The following is a 13,806-nucleotide window of genomic DNA, read 5'->3' as shown; positions in this document are numbered from 1 at the left end:
CCCACACTGTTTTGTGCTGTACATAAAATATCCACAGGAGCGTGGGAAATGCGTTGGGCGACTTATTTCGCCGTGTTGGCGTCTGTCTTGAGTGTCGGCCTGGCCTTGGGCGTCAGCATGCCGCTGGTGTCGTTTCGTCTGGAAGGCTGGGGTTACGGCTCGTTCGCCATTGGCGTGATGGCGGCAATGCCTGCCATAGGCGTGCTGTTGGGCGCGAAGGTCTCCAGCCATCTGGCCGCGCGTCTGGGCACGGCCAATCTGATGCGTTTGTGCCTGTGGGCCGGGGCGTTGTCCATCGGTTTGCTGGCGCTGTTGCCGAGCTATCCGATCTGGCTGGCGTTGCGCTTGATGATCGGGGTGATCCTGACCCTCGTGTTCATCCTCGGCGAAAGCTGGATCAACCAGCTTGTGGTGGAAGAGTGGCGCGGGCGGTTGGTGGCGCTGTATGGCAGCAGCTACGCGCTGAGTCAGTTGGCCGGGCCGTTGCTGCTTGGCGTACTGGGCACTGAGCACGATTACGGATTCTGGGTCGGCGTCGGTTTGCTGATGGCGGCACCGCTCCTGTTGCTGGGCCGCAGCGGCGCGCCGACCAGTGAAGCCTGCAGCGTGACCTTGAGCGACTTGCTGGGTTTCTGCCGTGGCCTGCCGGCGATTGCCTGGGCGGTGTCGCTGTTCGCTGCGTTCGAAGCGATGATCCTGACGTTGTTGCCGGTTTATTGCCTGCGTCAGGGCTTTACGACCGAAATTGCGTTGGCGATGGTCAGCACGGTGGTAGTGGGTGATGCCTTGCTGCAGTTGCCGATTGGCGCGCTGGCCGATCGCTTGTCACGACGCACGCTGTTCACCGGGTGTGCGGTGGTCCTGCTGATATCGAGCCTGGCCATCCCGTTGTTGATCGATACGTTGCTGATCTGGCCGTTGTGGGTGTTGTTCGGTGCCAGTGCCGGCGGCTTGTTCACCTTGTCACTGATCCTGATCGGCGAACGCTACCGCGATGATGCACTGGTGCGCGCCAATGCGCATATCGCGCAACTGTGGGGGATCGGTTGTCTGGTCGGACCATTGGCGGCCGGCGCCGGCAGTCAGTGGATCAGCGGGCATGCGTTGCCGCTGCTGATGGCGGCGGGTGCGCTGGGGTTGGTGATTCTGCTGTCGCGGCAAGGCGCGTTCGGCACGATTGTCGAGCCTGCCTGACGCCAAGTTGCCAGTCAGCCACATTCCTGTGGGAGTGAGCCTGCTCGCGATAGCGTCATGCCAGCCAGTACAAAGGGTGACTGACACACCGCCTTCGCGAGCAGGCTCACTCCCACAGGGCTCTTTATCGCCTGCTAAAGCATCCGCTCCAGGCCGACCGCCGTGCTGAACCAGGAATTGAACCGGCGCCACAAGCTGCCCGGTTCCTTGGTCAACACATGCATCTTGCCGTCGTCTTCCGTCTCCCAGACGATCCGGTCATTTTCCAGTTTCACCTGATAACTCAAGGGCGGCGCCATACCTTCCATGGCCGCTTTGCGCACATGCGCGGCGAGTTCGGGGCTGTCCACCAGCACCCCGACTTCGGTGTTCCACAGCACCGAGCGCGGATCGAAATTGAACGAGCCGATGAAGGATTTCTGCTGGTCGAAGATCATCGCTTTGCTGTGCAAACTGGAATCAGAACCCCGGTAGGACTTGCTGTAGAAAATATGCGGCCCGCTGCCGCCACCTTCGCCGGGCTGGCGGCGCAATTCGTACAGCTTCACACCATGTTCCAGCAGCGCTCGCCGATAAGGTGCGTAACCGCCGTGCACGGCCGGCACGTCCGTGGCTTCCAGGGCGTTGGTCAACAAACTCACCGACACCCCGGCGTCGGCCCGGCCGGTGAGGTACACCAGTCCCGGCTGCCCCGGCACGAAGTAAGCCGAAATCATGATCAATTCTTTACTGACGCCCCTGAGTTCGGGCGCCAGTTGCGTGGTCAGCAGCAAGTGCGGATCAGGCTCGCCGTCTGACAGAACCTTGCTCGGGGCATCCCACAGCGCCTGGTTCCAGGCCCAGATCAACTCCCGGCGCCAGATGTCCAGGCGTGGCTTGGTGGTGTAGATCATCAACTGCTGATACAGCGCGTGATTCTGCTTGCGGGTCTCTTCCAGCGATTCTTCCAGTCGGGTCCGGGTGTTTTCCAGGTCCATGGCCGTCGGTTTGCTCGAGAGGAACTCGTCGATCGGCTTGCTCAGCGCACTGTTCCAGTATTGGTCGAAACTATGCCCCAGCTGTTCGGCGACCGGGCCGACGCCGAGCATGTCGATGTCGGTGAAATTAAGGTTGGGTTCGGCATCGAAGTACTCATCCCCCAGATTGCGTCCACCGACGATGGCCATGCTGTTGTCGGCCAGCCATAGCTTGTTGTGCATGCGCCGGTGTTGCTGCGACAGGTTGAGCAACCGTCCCGCGGTTCGAGTCACGCCGGTACTGCGGCCAAGGTGCAATGGGTTGAATACGCGGATCTGGATCTGCGGATGTGCCGCCAGTGTGGCGATGATGCGGTCCAGGCCATCGCTGGTGGTGTCGTCGAGCAGAATGCGCACGCGTACGCCACGATCGGCAGCCTTGAGCAGTTCGTCAACCAGCATCCGTGTGCTGATGCCGTCGTGAACGATGTAGTACTGCAAATCCACGCTGCTTTGGGCGTTGCGGATCAGCTCGGCGCGGGCCGTGAAGGCTTCGGTGCTGTCGGACAGCAGGCGAAAGCCGGACTGCCCTCCGTGGGGGGCCGCCTGAGCCTGGACCGAGCGACCGAACGCCGAGTCACTGGCGGGCAGCGCCTGGCTCGGTTCGCGCGGAACGTTGAATGTCGCACAGCCGTTGAGGAACGAGGCGAGAAACAGTAGAGCGAGCAGGGGCTGTCTGACTCTCACGTAGGATCGTTCCGATTGGCGGCAGGTGTCGGCATATGGACGCTGGATTCCCGAGAAAGGTCAGTCGGTGGCGCAGTCGCTTTGCGCGAGCAGTTTGATCGCTGCGGCGCCGACCTTGCGCACCGCTTCTTCAATTTGCGGCGTTGGCTTGGCAGCGTAGTTCATCCGCAGGCAATTGCGGTATTTGCCCGAGGCGGAAAAGATACTGCCGACGGCAATCTGTACGCCTTGGTCGTGCAGCGCACGATTCAGTTTCAGGGTGTCGAAACCCTCCGGCAGCTCGACCCAAAGCATAAAGCTGCCCTGAGGGCGACTGGCGCGGGTGCCGGCCGGAAAATAGCGGCTGACCCAGTCGATCATCACGTCGCGATTGCGTTGGTATTGGCTGCGCATCCGCCGTAAATGCGGTTCGAAATGTCCGGCCTTGAGAAATTCGGCAATCGCGATCTGCGGTTGCGGCGCGGTAGAGCCGGTGCTGATGTATTTCATGTGCAGCACCCGTTCCAGATACCGTCCTGGCGCCACCCAACCGATACGCAACCCCGGCGCCAGGGTCTTGGAAAAGGAACTGCATAGGAGGACGCGGCCGTCTTCGTCGAAGGATTTGATCGTGCGCGGGCGCGGGTAGGTGTAGGCCAGTTCGCCATACACATCGTCCTCGATGATCGCCACGTCGAAGCGCTGTGCGAGTGTCAACAACGCGCGTTTGCGCGACTCCGGCATGATGTAGCCCAGCGGGTTGTTGCAGTTGGGGGTCAACTGTATGGCCTTGATCGGCCATTGTTCCAAAGCCAGTTCCAACGCATCGAGGCTGATCCCGGTGAGCGGATCGGTGGGGATTTCCAGGGCTTTCATGCCCAGGCCCTTGAGGGTCTGCATGGCGCCGTGAAAGCTGGGCGAGTCCACGGCCACAATGTCGCCCGGCTCGCAGATGGAGCGGATGCTGGTGGACAGCGCTTCGTGACAACCGGTGGTGATCACCAGGTCGTGAGCCGTCAACTGGCAACCGGAATCGAGCAGCAGGCGGGCGATCTGTTCGCGCAGTTCGAGGGTGCCGTAGATGTTGTCGTAATACAGGCCGGGCATGTCCTGCCGCCGGCTGATTCGCGCCAGGTTGCGCAGCAGCGGTTTCATGGTCGGCGTGGTGATGTCCGGCATGCCGCGACCCAGTTGCACCACGTCCTTGCGTGGCACCGCGCGGATCAGTTCCAGCACTTGATCCCATTGGGAAATTTCCACCGGCCGCTGCGCCGGGCGGCCAATGGCCGGAAGCTCCGGCAGTTCACGACCCACCGGTACAAAGTAGCCCGACTTGGGTTTGGGGGTGGCCAGGCCGCTGTCTTCCAGCACTCGATATGCCTGTTGCACCGTGCTCAGGCTGACGCCATGTTCAACACTCAACGCCCGCACCGACGGCAGTCGGTCACCGGGGCGATAGAAGCCCTGTTCGATACGCGTGCCGAGCAGTTCGGCGAGGTTGACGTAAAGGGTCATGGTGCAGTCTCGGTGTGGGTGATTCGGTTGACCAGTACAGATGGGGCGAAAATAGGGGATTCAGACGCTGAAATGCAAAATCTGTATGGAGTTAATACAGTCTCGTTGAATCTGTAATGCTTTTGGCCGTCGACGCATCATGAAAGCTCTGGCTACCCAAGTAAACAGGAGCAATCAAAATGAACGGCTTGAGCGATGTGCGGCTGACGTTACACAGTCAGGAACTGGCGGCAGGGCAAAACCACGGCGCACGCGAGGCGGTCATGCGCAACGCACCGTCCGGCCTGAGTCGCTGGGGCCTGTTCTGGCATCGCCGGCACACGCGCAAGGCATTGCTGGAACTCACGACCGAGCAGCTCAAGGACATCGGGTTGAGTCCGGAGCAGGCGCGGGAGGAGGGACTTAAACCGTTCTGGCGGATTTGAGATGAAATGCGATTCCTTGTAGCAGCTGCCGAAGGCTGCGTCCGACTGCGAAGCAGTCGTAAATCAGACACCGCGGTTTGCCTGAAAGAGCGCGGTTGCAGGATTTGCGACGGCTTCGCCGCCGAACGCTGCCTCGCGGTACTCGTCAGCTGCTACAAGGGTGGATATGTCGCTTAATCAGGTTCAGACCAACTCTTTAAGCCGATGCCACAACATCCCCAACGCCAACAACGGCGAGCGCAAATGCTTACCGCCAGGAAAGGTGATATGCGGCACCTTGGCGAACAGATCGAACCCTCCGCTGTGCTGACCACTGATAGCCTCAGCCAACAATTTCCCCGCCAGATGCGTGGCATTCACGCCATGACCGGAATAAGCCTGGGCGTAATACACGTTCGGCTGATCCTTTAACCGCCCGATCTGCGGCAGGCGATTAGCGCCGATGCCAATCATCCCGCCCCATTGATAGTCGATCTTGACCCCGGCCAGTTGCGGGAAAACCTCCAGCATCTTCGGCCGCATGTACGCGGCGATGTCCTTCGGGTCGCGACCTGAATAGTGACAGGCGCCGCCAAACAGCAAGCGTCGGTCCGCCGAGAGCCGGTAGTAATCCAGCGCGACCCGCTGATCACAGACCGCCATGTTCTGCGGCAGTAGCGCGTGAGCCAGTTCTTCGCTCAAGGGTTCGGTGGCGATGATATAGCTGCCGGCGGGCAGCACCTTGCCGCTGAGTTCGGGATTGAGTTCATTGAGGTAGGCGTTGCAGCCCAGCACCAGCGTTTTGGCGCGGACCGAACCTTGGGCGGTGTAGACCTTGACCTCGGGGCCATAATCGATGCGGGTGACTGCCGATCGTTCGAACAGCTTCACCCCCAACTGTTGGGCGGCGGCCGCTTCACCCAGCGCCAGGTTCAGCGGATGCAGGTGCCCCGAGCCCATGTCGATCAAACCGCCGACGTAGCGGTCGGAACCCACTACCGAATGCATTTCACTGGCTTGCAGCAGACGGGTTTCGTAACGATAACCGAGGCTGCGCAGCTCTGCGGCGTCTTCGGCAAAACCTTCGAGGTCGCGGGGTTTGTTGGCCAGGTCGCAATAACCCCACGTCAGGTCGCAAGGAATCTGAAAACGCTCGACGCGCTGTCGGACGATTTCCACCGCTTCCAGGCCCATGAGTTTCATCTGACGCACGCCGTCCGCACCGACTACGTTGGCGAACTGATCGAGGCCATGGCCGACGCCACGAATCAACTGTCCGCCGTTGCGTCCGCTGGCGCCCCAACCGATTTTGTGGGCTTCGAGCAGAATTACACTCAAGCCGCGATCGGCCAGTTCGAGTGCCGTGTTCAACCCGGAGAACCCGCCACCGACCACGCACACGTCAGCCACCAGATCGCCTGTGAGCACCGGATGATCGGGCTGCGGCAAGCTGCTGGCGGCGTAGTAAGAAGCAGGGTGCTGGTGGTTCGGGGCCGGTTGCTGGGCACGGGCATTCATGTGCGTGTTCCTGATTCTTGCGTTTAGAAAATTTGACGGAGCATAAGCCGGACCTTCGGACACGGGCAACACTGGTCGGTTGGTGCTGTCTGGATCGGGGCATTTGCGTCAGAATCGCGCTCTATTTCGCTTTTGGTCACCGCTTCGATGAGCTGCAACAGTCAGAAAATTCGTACGCTACGGCAGCAAATTCCCTCGTTCGAGTGCGTGCCCGGCTGCCATGACTGCTGTGGGCCGGTGACCACCTCACCGGAAGAAATGTCCCGCCTGCCACGCAAGACCCGGGCCGAGCAGGATGCGGCAATGGATGAACTCAATTGTGTTCACCTCGGACCCAACGGCTGCACCGTGTATGACGAGCGGCCACTGATTTGCCGGTTGTTCGGCACCACCAAGACCTTGCCATGCCCGAATGGGCGGGGGCCGGTGGAGCTGATTCATCCGCGGGTCGAGAAGCAGATTCATGAGTACATGGCCAGCACCCGGCAAGTTCTCGTTTGATTGATCGTTCCCACGCTCTGCGTGGGAATGCCTCGACGGACGCTCCGCGTTCGGCTCTTGGGACGCAGAGCGTCCCGGGCTGCATTCCCACGCGGAGCGTGGGAACGATCTGTGACGATCTGTGTGGGCTCAATCCGGAATCGGCAGGTTCAAGCTTTCTTTCACTTCTTCCATCACGATGTAGCTCTTGGATTCGCGCACATGCGGCAGCTTGAGCAGGATGTCGCCCAGCAACTTGCGGTACGAGGCCATCTCGGAAATCCGCGCTTTCACCAGATAGTCGAAATCCCCTGACACCAAATGGCACTCCAGCACGTGGGGAAGCTTCAGGACCGCGCGTCGGAACTCTTCGAAAGTATCGCCGGACTTGTAGTCGAGGCTGATCTCGACGAATACCAGAAGACTGCCCTTGAGGTGCTGCGGATTGAGCCGGGCGTTGTAGCCCATGATGATCCCTTCGCGCTCCAGCCGCCGGACCCGCTCCGTACACGGCGTGGTCGAGAGCCCGACCTTTTCACCCAGTTCGGTGAAAGAGATGCGTCCGTCCGTTTGTAGGATCCGCAGGATGTTGCGGTCGATCTTGTCCAGCTCACGTTTGGTCTGAGTGTTGGTACGCATAGGGGATGCGCCTCCGTGAAAAGCGTTTTTGCCGAGAATTCTCGCCAAATATAGGCACTTATATAGTGAAAAGCACTGCCTGATCTTTTTTACACTGCGCACATCAATGCTCGACAACTACAAACGTCAGCGGCAAGCCGCGATGAGGGATATGAAAATGCGCGTTATGGTCTTGGGTAGCGGCGTCATCGGTACCACCAGTGCTTACTACCTGGCGCGTGCCGGGTTTGAAGTGGTGGTGGTGGACCGTCAGCCGGCCGCTGCCATGGAGACCAGCTTCGCCAACGCCGGGCAGGTTTCGCCGGGTTATGCCTCGCCGTGGGCTGCGCCGGGCGTTCCGCTCAAGGCCATCAAGTGGCTGTTGCAGCGCCACGCACCGCTGGCGATCAAGGCCACCGCCGACATCGACCAATACTTGTGGATGGCGCAAATGCTGCGCAACTGCACCGCCAGCCGTTATGCGGTGAACAAGGAGCGCATGGTCCGCCTGTCCGAGTACAGCCGTGACTGCCTCGATGAATTGCGCGCCGAAACCGGCATTGCCTACGAAGGCCGCAGCCTCGGCACTACCCAACTGTTCCGCACCCAGGCCCAACTCGACGGCGCCTGGAAAGACATCGCCGTGCTGAAAGAATCTGGCGTGCCATTCGAACTGCTCGACCGCGCCGGCATTGCCCGCGTTGAGCCGGCGCTGGCCAGCGTCACCGACATCCTCGCCGGTGCCCTGCGCCTGCCGAATGACCAGACGGGCGACTGCCAGATGTTCACCACCCGCCTGGTCGAAATGGCGACCAAACTGGGTGTGGAATTCCGCTTCGACCAGGACATTCAGCGCCTCGACTATGCCGGTGATCGCATCAACGGCGTATGGATCGACGGCAAGCTGGAAACCGCTGATCGCTACGTGCTGGCCCTGGGCAGCTACTCGCCGCAACTGCTCAAGCCGCTGGGGATCAAGGCGCCGGTGTATCCGCTCAAGGGTTATTCCTTGACCGTACCGATCACCAACCCGGCGATGGCCCCGACTTCGACTATTCTCGACGAGACCTACAAGGTCGCGATCACCCGTTTCGACAACCGCATCCGCGTCGGTGGCATGGCTGAAATTGCCGGTTTTGACCTGTCGCTGAATCCGCGTCGGCGCGAAACCCTGGAGATGATCGTCAACGACCTCTATCCTCAGGGCGGCGACCTGGCCCAGGCGAGTTTCTGGACCGGCCTGCGTCCGACCACCCCGGACGGTACGCCGATCGTGGGTGCTACGCCGTTCAGCAATCTGTTTTTGAACACGGGTCACGGCACGCTTGGTTGGACCATGGCGTGCGGTTCCGGTCGCTTGCTGGCCGATTTGATGGCGAAGAAAACGCCGCAGATCAGCGCCGAAGGCCTCGATATTTCCCGTTATGGAAAAAAACTTCAGGAGTCTGCAAAACATGTCAATCCAGCGCCAGCTCACCAATGAGCGCATGAGCCAGATCGTAGTCCACAGCGGTACCGTGTATCTGGCAGGGCAGGTCGGCGACGATATGAACGCCGGGATTGAACAGCAGACCCGTGAAACGCTTGCCAACATCGAGCGTTTGCTGGATCTGGCCGGGACCGACAAGAGCCGTTTGCTGTCGGTAACGATTTACTTGAAAGACATTGATGCACACTTCGAAGGCATGAACGCGGTCTGGGACAAGTGGCTGCCAAAAGGCGTCGCACCGGCCCGTGCCACCGTTGAATCGAAGTTGTGCGAGCCGGAAATCCTGGTTGAGCTGTCGGTTGTCGCCGCTCTGCCATAACCCGTCTGAAAAATCCCTCTCCCGGTGCTAGTGGTGGTGTATGCCGTCAGCCAGCACCGGTTTTTCTTCCCATGACCGCCTAGAAGTCTGCCGCCATGCGTCCAGCCCGTGCCCTGATCGACCTTCAAGCCCTGCGTCACAACTACCAAATCGCCCGTGAAGTCACGGGGGCCAAGGCCCTCGCGGTGATCAAGGCCGATGCCTACGGCCATGGCGCGGTGCGTTGCGCCCAGGCGCTGGAAGCCGAAGCAGACGGTTTCGCCGTAGCCTGTATCGAAGAAGCGTTGGAGCTGCGAGCCGCGGGCATTCGTGCGCCGGTGTTGTTGCTGGAAGGTTTTTTCGAAGCCGATGAACTGTCGCTGATCGTCGAGCATGACTTCTGGTGTGTGGTGCATTCGCTGTGGCAGCTCGAAGCCATCGAGAACGCTGCACTGAGCAAGCCGATCACGGTCTGGCTCAAGCTCGATTCGGGCATGCATCGGGTGGGCTTGCATCCAAAGGATTATCAGGCGGGCTATCAACGGCTGCTGGCCAGCGGCAAGGTGGCGAAGATTGTTCTGATGAGCCACTTCGCCCGGGCCGATGAGCTGCACAGTCAGGCCAGTATCGAGCAGGTCGCGGTGTTCGAAGCGGCGCGTCAGGGCTTGTCGGCCGAGATCAGCCTGCGCAATTCGCCGGCAGTACTCGGTTGGCCGCAGATTCCAAGTGACTGGGTTCGCCCGGGCATCATGCTCTACGGCGCGACTCCGTTTGAAGAAGCCAACGCCGTGGCATCGCGCCTGCAACCGGTGATGACGCTCGAATCGAAAGTGATTTGCGTGCGTGAACTGCCGGCCGGCGAACCGATCGGCTACGGCGCCAAATTCATCACCCAGAAACCGATGCGCGTGGGCGTGGTGGCCATGGGTTATGCCGACGGCTACCCGCGTCAGGCACCGACCGGTACGCCGGTGCTGGTTGCCGGACAGCGCAGCCAGTTGATTGGCCGGGTGTCGATGGACATGCTCTGCATCGACCTGACCGATGTGCCGCAAGCCGGCCTCGGTTCGACTGTCGAGTTGTGGGGCAAAAATATCCTCGCCAGTGACGTAGCGGCCGCCGCGGGCACGATTCCCTACCAGATCTTCTGCAACCTGCGCCGGGTGCCAATGCTCTATTCCGGGGCTTAGGTTAAAGCGCCCCGACCGAAAGTCGCTTCACCGAACAGGATTCAGGTCCAAGTGTTGTAAATACTGAACGCTGTCGCCATGATAACGCTCATATTCCAACAACCTGAATCCCGGAGGCTCCAGCATTGGACGTCGGTGAACGACTGCAATCGATCCGTAAGCTCAAAGGACTTTCCCAGCGTGAACTCGCCAAACGCGCGGGCGTCACCAACAGCACCATTTCGATGATCGAGAAGAACAGCGTCAGCCCCTCGATCAGTTCGCTGAGGAAGGTACTGGGCGGGATTCCCATGTCCATGGTCGAGTTCTTTTCCGAAGAGATCCTGCAGGAAAAACCGACTCAGATCGTCTACAAAGCCAACGAGCTGATCGATATTTCCGATGGTGCAGTGACCATGAAGCTGGTCGGCAGGGCTCACCCAAGCCGGGCCATCGCGTTCCTTAACGAAATCTACCCGCCAGGCGCCGACACCGGGGAAGAGATGCTCACCCATGAGGGCGAGGAAACCGGGATTTTGCTCGAAGGTCGACTCGAACTGGTGGTAGGGCTTGAAACTTTTGTGCTCGAAGCAGGCGACAGCTACTACTTTGAAAGTACAAAACCGCACCGTTTCCGTAATCCGTTCGATGCGCCAGCGCGACTAATCAGCGCAGCTACTCCAGCGAATTTCTAAGAAAGAGGCGTCCGGCAAGCATTGCGCAGGGGCCCGAGTCGTTTTTCCGCCACGTATAAGACCCCTCCGACTTTAGGGTTGTTTCAGTGTGGCGGGCTTATCGTTATACTTGCGCCCGCCTGCGAACCGTGGCCGTGGGCGTGACTAGCCACCATTGAGGGTGAACGCGTGAATCTAATTATGAAAATGCTGGCCGTACCAGCAACCGTATTGGCCCTTTGGGCAGTCAGCGCACAAGCTGCGACCAACGACGATATTGCCAAACGCCTTGAGCCAGTCGGCCAGGTTTGCGTTCAGGGTAAAGAGTGCAAGGGGATGGAAGTTGCTGCTTCTGCGGGTGGTGGAGATGCCAAGACCCCTGACTCAGTGATTGCAAAACATTGCAACGCTTGCCACAGCACTGGCCTGTTGGGCGCGCCGAAAATCGGTGATGCCGCAGCGTGGGGCGAGCGCGCCAAGAAAGAAGGCGGCCTCGATGGTCTGCTGGCGAAAGCCATCTCCGGCATCAATGCAATGCCTCCAAAAGGCACCTGCGCCGATTGCTCTGATGCCGACCTCAAGGGCGCCATCCAGAAGATGTCCGGCCTGAAATAAGCCTTCATCTTCATCAAAAAGCCGCTTTCGAGCGGCTTTTTTGTAGCTGCGATTTACGCCCGAGGCTGTTCATTGCAGCAAAGACCCGGCAAGCTCGGTCCAACCCCAATTCACGGAATGTAAGGGAGGATCAGATGGTGCAGCTGTGTTCTATCGAGCAAGCGGTCGATGATGTCTTGGCACGGTTGCCGGCGCATATCCACATGGGCCTGCCCCTCGGTCTGGGCAAACCCAACCACTTCGTCAACGCGCTGTTCCAACGCATCGCGCAATTGCCCGAGCGGCAGCTGACGATCTACACAGCCCTGTGCCTGGGCCGTCCTCCCTTGGGCGACGGTTTGCAAAAGCGCTTTCTCGAACCCTTCATCGAGCGGGTTTTTGGCGATTATCCGGAACTGGATTTCCTCGCTGAGCTGCGCCGAGACAGCCTGCCGCCCAACATCCATATTCAGCAATTCTTCATGCAACCCGGCAGCCTGCTCCACAGCGCCCAGGCCCAGCAGGATTACGTGAGCAGCAATTACAGCCACGCCGCTCGGGACATCAACGCCGCCGGGTTGAACCTGGTGGCGCAATTGGTCGCCAGCCACAGTGAGCACCCCGACCGCCTGAGCCTGAGCTGCAACCCGGACATCACCCTCGACCTGTTCCCCATGATCGCCAAGCGTCGGGCGGCGGGGGAGACAATCCTGTTGGTGGGCCAGGTGCACAACGATTTGCCGTACATGCCGGGCGATGCCGAAATCGCTATCGACACGTTCGACCTGCTGATCGACGAGAAGGACAGCACCACGCTGTTCTCCACGCCGAACATGCCGGTGGGTTTCCAGGATCACTTCATTGGGCTGCACGCCAGCACGTTGGTGCGCGACGGCGGCACCTTGCAGATCGGCATCGGCGCCATGGGTGATGCCCTGACCGCTGCGCTGCTGGCGCGGCAGGCCGACAATGACGGTTACAAGGCGTTGCTGGCGGAGGTGAATCTCAGTCAGTGGGCGCAACTCATCGACCGCGAAGGCGGCGTCGAGCCTTTCGCCAAGGGCCTTTACGGTTGCAGCGAAATGTTCGTCAACGGCTTGCTGGTGCTGGCTGACGCCGGGATCGTGCGGCGCAAGGTCTACCCCGATGTACCGACCCAGCAACAGGCGAATGCCGGCACGCTGGATGAAGCCGCGCAGACTGACGGCATCTCGGTGCACGGCGGTTTCTTCCTTGGGCCGCGCAGTTTCTATGAGCGCCTGCGCGAGTTGCCGCAGAGCAAGCGGCTCGAATTCAACATGACCCGCATCAGCTACATCAACGAGCTTTTCGGCCAGGAAGAACTCAAACGCCTGCAGCGCCTCGATGCGCGTTTCATCAACACCGTGTTCACCATGACCCTGCTGGGTGCCGGCGTCGCCGATCAGCTCGAAGACGGGCGAGTACTCAGCGGTGTCGGCGGGCAGTACAACTTCGTTGCGCAAGGCCATGCACTGGAAGGGGCGCGCTCGGTGTTGCTGCTGCGCAGTTGGCGCGAATCGGGCGGTGAGGTCAGTTCGAACATCGTCTGGGAGTACGGCCATTGCACGATCCCGCGACACCTGCGAGACATTGTGGTCACCGAGTACGGCATCGCCGACCTGCGGGGCAAGACCGATGCGGCGGTGATCGAGGCGTTGCTGAATATCAGTGACTCACGTTTCCAGCCGGGATTGATCGAACAGGCTCAGGCAGTCGGCAAGTTGCCGAAGAATTTCCGCCTTGATCCACGCTTTGCTGACAACAGCCCGCAGCGCTTGCAGGCCATTCAGGCGCGGCATCCGCAGTTGTTCCCGGAATATCCGTTGGGCTGTGATTTCACCGCTGAGGAGAAGGATCTGTTGCGGGCGCTGAACTGGCTGAAGAGCAAGTTCAAGCTCACGGAAATTCTGGAACTGGGCAAGGCAGCGCTGGATGCGCCGGAGCCTTCATCGTTTCCCGAACATCTGGAGCGCATGCAGCTGACCAACCCGCAAGGGCTGAAAGAGGATTTGTTTCAACGGCTACTGCTCACCGGCCTGAAGGCCACTGCGCAGTAACAGTCACCACAAAAAACTGTGGGAGCGGGCTTGCCCGCGATGGCGGTGGAACAGCCAACATCAATGTTGAATGTTTCCCCCCCACCCCAAAAA

The 13,806-nt window shown here is 60.2% G+C and carries 13 protein-coding genes; 9 read left to right on the top strand and 4 right to left on the bottom strand.

Annotated features, from left to right (window positions below; genetic code table 11):
- Nucleotides 1-48: 48 nt before the first annotated feature.
- Nucleotides 49-1,194 carry an MFS transporter gene (locus ACQ4OB_RS27595; protein ID WP_430956852.1) on the top strand — a complete coding sequence of 382 codons (1,146 nt, stop codon included), beginning with the start codon at nucleotides 49-51 and terminating at the stop codon, nucleotides 1,192-1,194.
- A gap of 134 nt (nucleotides 1,195-1,328) precedes the next feature.
- Here the strand turns inward: ACQ4OB_RS27595 and ACQ4OB_RS27590 are convergent, their stop codons facing one another.
- Together ACQ4OB_RS27590 and ACQ4OB_RS27585 are read right to left on the bottom strand one after the other, a co-directional pair.
- A complete protein-coding gene (locus ACQ4OB_RS27590; protein WP_076029297.1) occupies nucleotides 1,329-2,897 on the bottom strand; it encodes a phospholipase D family protein in 1,569 nt (522 codons plus the stop codon).
- A gap of 60 nt (nucleotides 2,898-2,957) precedes the next feature.
- On the bottom strand, nucleotides 2,958-4,391 hold the full coding sequence (locus tag ACQ4OB_RS27585; RefSeq protein ID WP_074871937.1) for a PLP-dependent aminotransferase family protein: 1,434 nt from the start codon (nucleotides 4,389-4,391) through the stop codon (nucleotides 2,958-2,960).
- Nucleotides 4,392-4,570: 179 nt separating this feature from the next.
- On the opposite strand from ACQ4OB_RS27585, the gene ACQ4OB_RS27580 reads away from it, so the two are divergent.
- Nucleotides 4,571-4,816: a DUF1127 domain-containing protein gene (locus tag ACQ4OB_RS27580; protein WP_074871935.1), complete on the top strand. Its 246-nt coding sequence runs from the start codon at nucleotides 4,571-4,573 to the stop codon at nucleotides 4,814-4,816.
- Between the two features lie 183 nt (nucleotides 4,817-4,999).
- On the opposite strand, the gene ACQ4OB_RS27575 is transcribed toward ACQ4OB_RS27580, so the two are convergent.
- On the bottom strand, nucleotides 5,000-6,313 hold the full coding sequence (locus ACQ4OB_RS27575; RefSeq protein ID WP_430956851.1) for an NAD(P)/FAD-dependent oxidoreductase: 1,314 nt from the start codon (nucleotides 6,311-6,313) through the stop codon (nucleotides 5,000-5,002).
- 147 nt (nucleotides 6,314-6,460) lie between these two features.
- Between ACQ4OB_RS27575 and ACQ4OB_RS27570 the strand changes: the two genes are divergently transcribed.
- Nucleotides 6,461-6,814 carry a YkgJ family cysteine cluster protein gene (locus ACQ4OB_RS27570; RefSeq protein WP_007947437.1) on the top strand — a complete coding sequence of 118 codons (354 nt, stop codon included), beginning with the start codon at nucleotides 6,461-6,463 and terminating at the stop codon, nucleotides 6,812-6,814.
- Between the two features lie 129 nt (nucleotides 6,815-6,943).
- Here ACQ4OB_RS27570 and ACQ4OB_RS27565 read toward each other — a convergent pair whose 3' ends face one another.
- A complete protein-coding gene (locus ACQ4OB_RS27565; RefSeq protein WP_003176896.1) occupies nucleotides 6,944-7,432 on the bottom strand; it encodes an Lrp/AsnC ligand binding domain-containing protein in 489 nt (162 codons plus the stop codon).
- A gap of 157 nt (nucleotides 7,433-7,589) precedes the next feature.
- On the opposite strand from ACQ4OB_RS27565, the gene dadA reads away from it, so the two are divergent.
- The 6 genes from dadA to ACQ4OB_RS27535 all read left to right on the top strand — a co-directional run bounded on the left by dadA (nucleotide 7,590) and on the right by ACQ4OB_RS27535 (nucleotide 13,713).
- Nucleotides 7,590-8,894 carry a D-amino acid dehydrogenase gene (gene dadA, locus ACQ4OB_RS27560; protein WP_074880408.1) on the top strand — a complete coding sequence of 435 codons (1,305 nt, stop codon included), beginning with the start codon at nucleotides 7,590-7,592 and terminating at the stop codon, nucleotides 8,892-8,894.
- Complete coding sequence (locus ACQ4OB_RS27555; protein ID WP_008150191.1) at nucleotides 8,866-9,219, top strand: RidA family protein; 354 nt, start codon at nucleotides 8,866-8,868, stop codon at nucleotides 9,217-9,219. Before dadA ends, ACQ4OB_RS27555 begins: the two co-directional genes overlap by 29 nt.
- 95 nt (nucleotides 9,220-9,314) lie before the next feature.
- On the top strand, nucleotides 9,315-10,388 hold the full coding sequence (alr, locus tag ACQ4OB_RS27550; RefSeq protein ID WP_102614558.1) for an alanine racemase: 1,074 nt from the start codon (nucleotides 9,315-9,317) through the stop codon (nucleotides 10,386-10,388).
- A gap of 125 nt (nucleotides 10,389-10,513) precedes the next feature.
- Complete coding sequence (locus ACQ4OB_RS27545) at nucleotides 10,514-11,062, top strand: cupin domain-containing protein (RefSeq protein WP_064680419.1); 549 nt, start codon at nucleotides 10,514-10,516, stop codon at nucleotides 11,060-11,062.
- A 168-nt stretch (nucleotides 11,063-11,230) separates the two neighbouring features.
- The gene (locus ACQ4OB_RS27540) at nucleotides 11,231-11,656 is read left to right on the top strand and encodes a c-type cytochrome (RefSeq protein ID WP_074871930.1); all 426 of its coding nucleotides are present in this window, start codon (nucleotides 11,231-11,233) and stop codon (nucleotides 11,654-11,656) included.
- A gap of 134 nt (nucleotides 11,657-11,790) precedes the next feature.
- The gene (locus ACQ4OB_RS27535; protein ID WP_430956850.1) at nucleotides 11,791-13,713 is read left to right on the top strand and encodes an acetyl-CoA hydrolase/transferase C-terminal domain-containing protein; all 1,923 of its coding nucleotides are present in this window, start codon (nucleotides 11,791-11,793) and stop codon (nucleotides 13,711-13,713) included.
- Nucleotides 13,714-13,806 lie beyond the last annotated feature (93 nt).

The organism is Pseudomonas sp. ES4, assembly GCF_050586665.1.
Classification (GTDB): Bacteria; Pseudomonadota; Gammaproteobacteria; order Pseudomonadales; family Pseudomonadaceae; genus Aquipseudomonas; species Aquipseudomonas frederiksbergensis.
Note: the sequence above shows the minus strand (reverse complement) of the source record. Positions and strands in the feature narration are given on the sequence as shown.

What these genes read in the sequence shown, in the direction of transcription:
- ACQ4OB_RS27565 (WP_003176896.1), bottom strand. Translation starts at nt 7,432, where the DNA reads ATGCGTACCAACACTCAGACCAAACGTGAGCTGGACAAGATCGACCGC.
- ACQ4OB_RS27580 (WP_074871935.1), top strand. Translation starts at nt 4,571, where the DNA reads ATGAACGGCTTGAGCGATGTGCGGCTGACGTTACACAGTCAGGAACTG.
- ACQ4OB_RS27555 (WP_008150191.1), top strand. Translation starts at nt 8,866, where the DNA reads ATGTCAATCCAGCGCCAGCTCACCAATGAGCGCATGAGCCAGATCGTA.
- ACQ4OB_RS27570 (WP_007947437.1), top strand. Translation starts at nt 6,461, where the DNA reads ATGAGCTGCAACAGTCAGAAAATTCGTACGCTACGGCAGCAAATTCCC.
- ACQ4OB_RS27535 (WP_430956850.1), top strand. Translation starts at nt 11,791, where the DNA reads ATGGTGCAGCTGTGTTCTATCGAGCAAGCGGTCGATGATGTCTTGGCA.
- ACQ4OB_RS27575 (WP_430956851.1), bottom strand. Translation starts at nt 6,313, where the DNA reads ATGAATGCCCGTGCCCAGCAACCGGCCCCGAACCACCAGCACCCTGCT.
- alr (WP_102614558.1), top strand. Translation starts at nt 9,315, where the DNA reads ATGCGTCCAGCCCGTGCCCTGATCGACCTTCAAGCCCTGCGTCACAAC.
- dadA (WP_074880408.1), top strand. Translation starts at nt 7,590, where the DNA reads ATGCGCGTTATGGTCTTGGGTAGCGGCGTCATCGGTACCACCAGTGCT.
- ACQ4OB_RS27585 (WP_074871937.1), bottom strand. Translation starts at nt 4,391, where the DNA reads ATGACCCTTTACGTCAACCTCGCCGAACTGCTCGGCACGCGTATCGAA.
- ACQ4OB_RS27595 (WP_430956852.1), top strand. Translation starts at nt 49, where the DNA reads ATGCGTTGGGCGACTTATTTCGCCGTGTTGGCGTCTGTCTTGAGTGTC.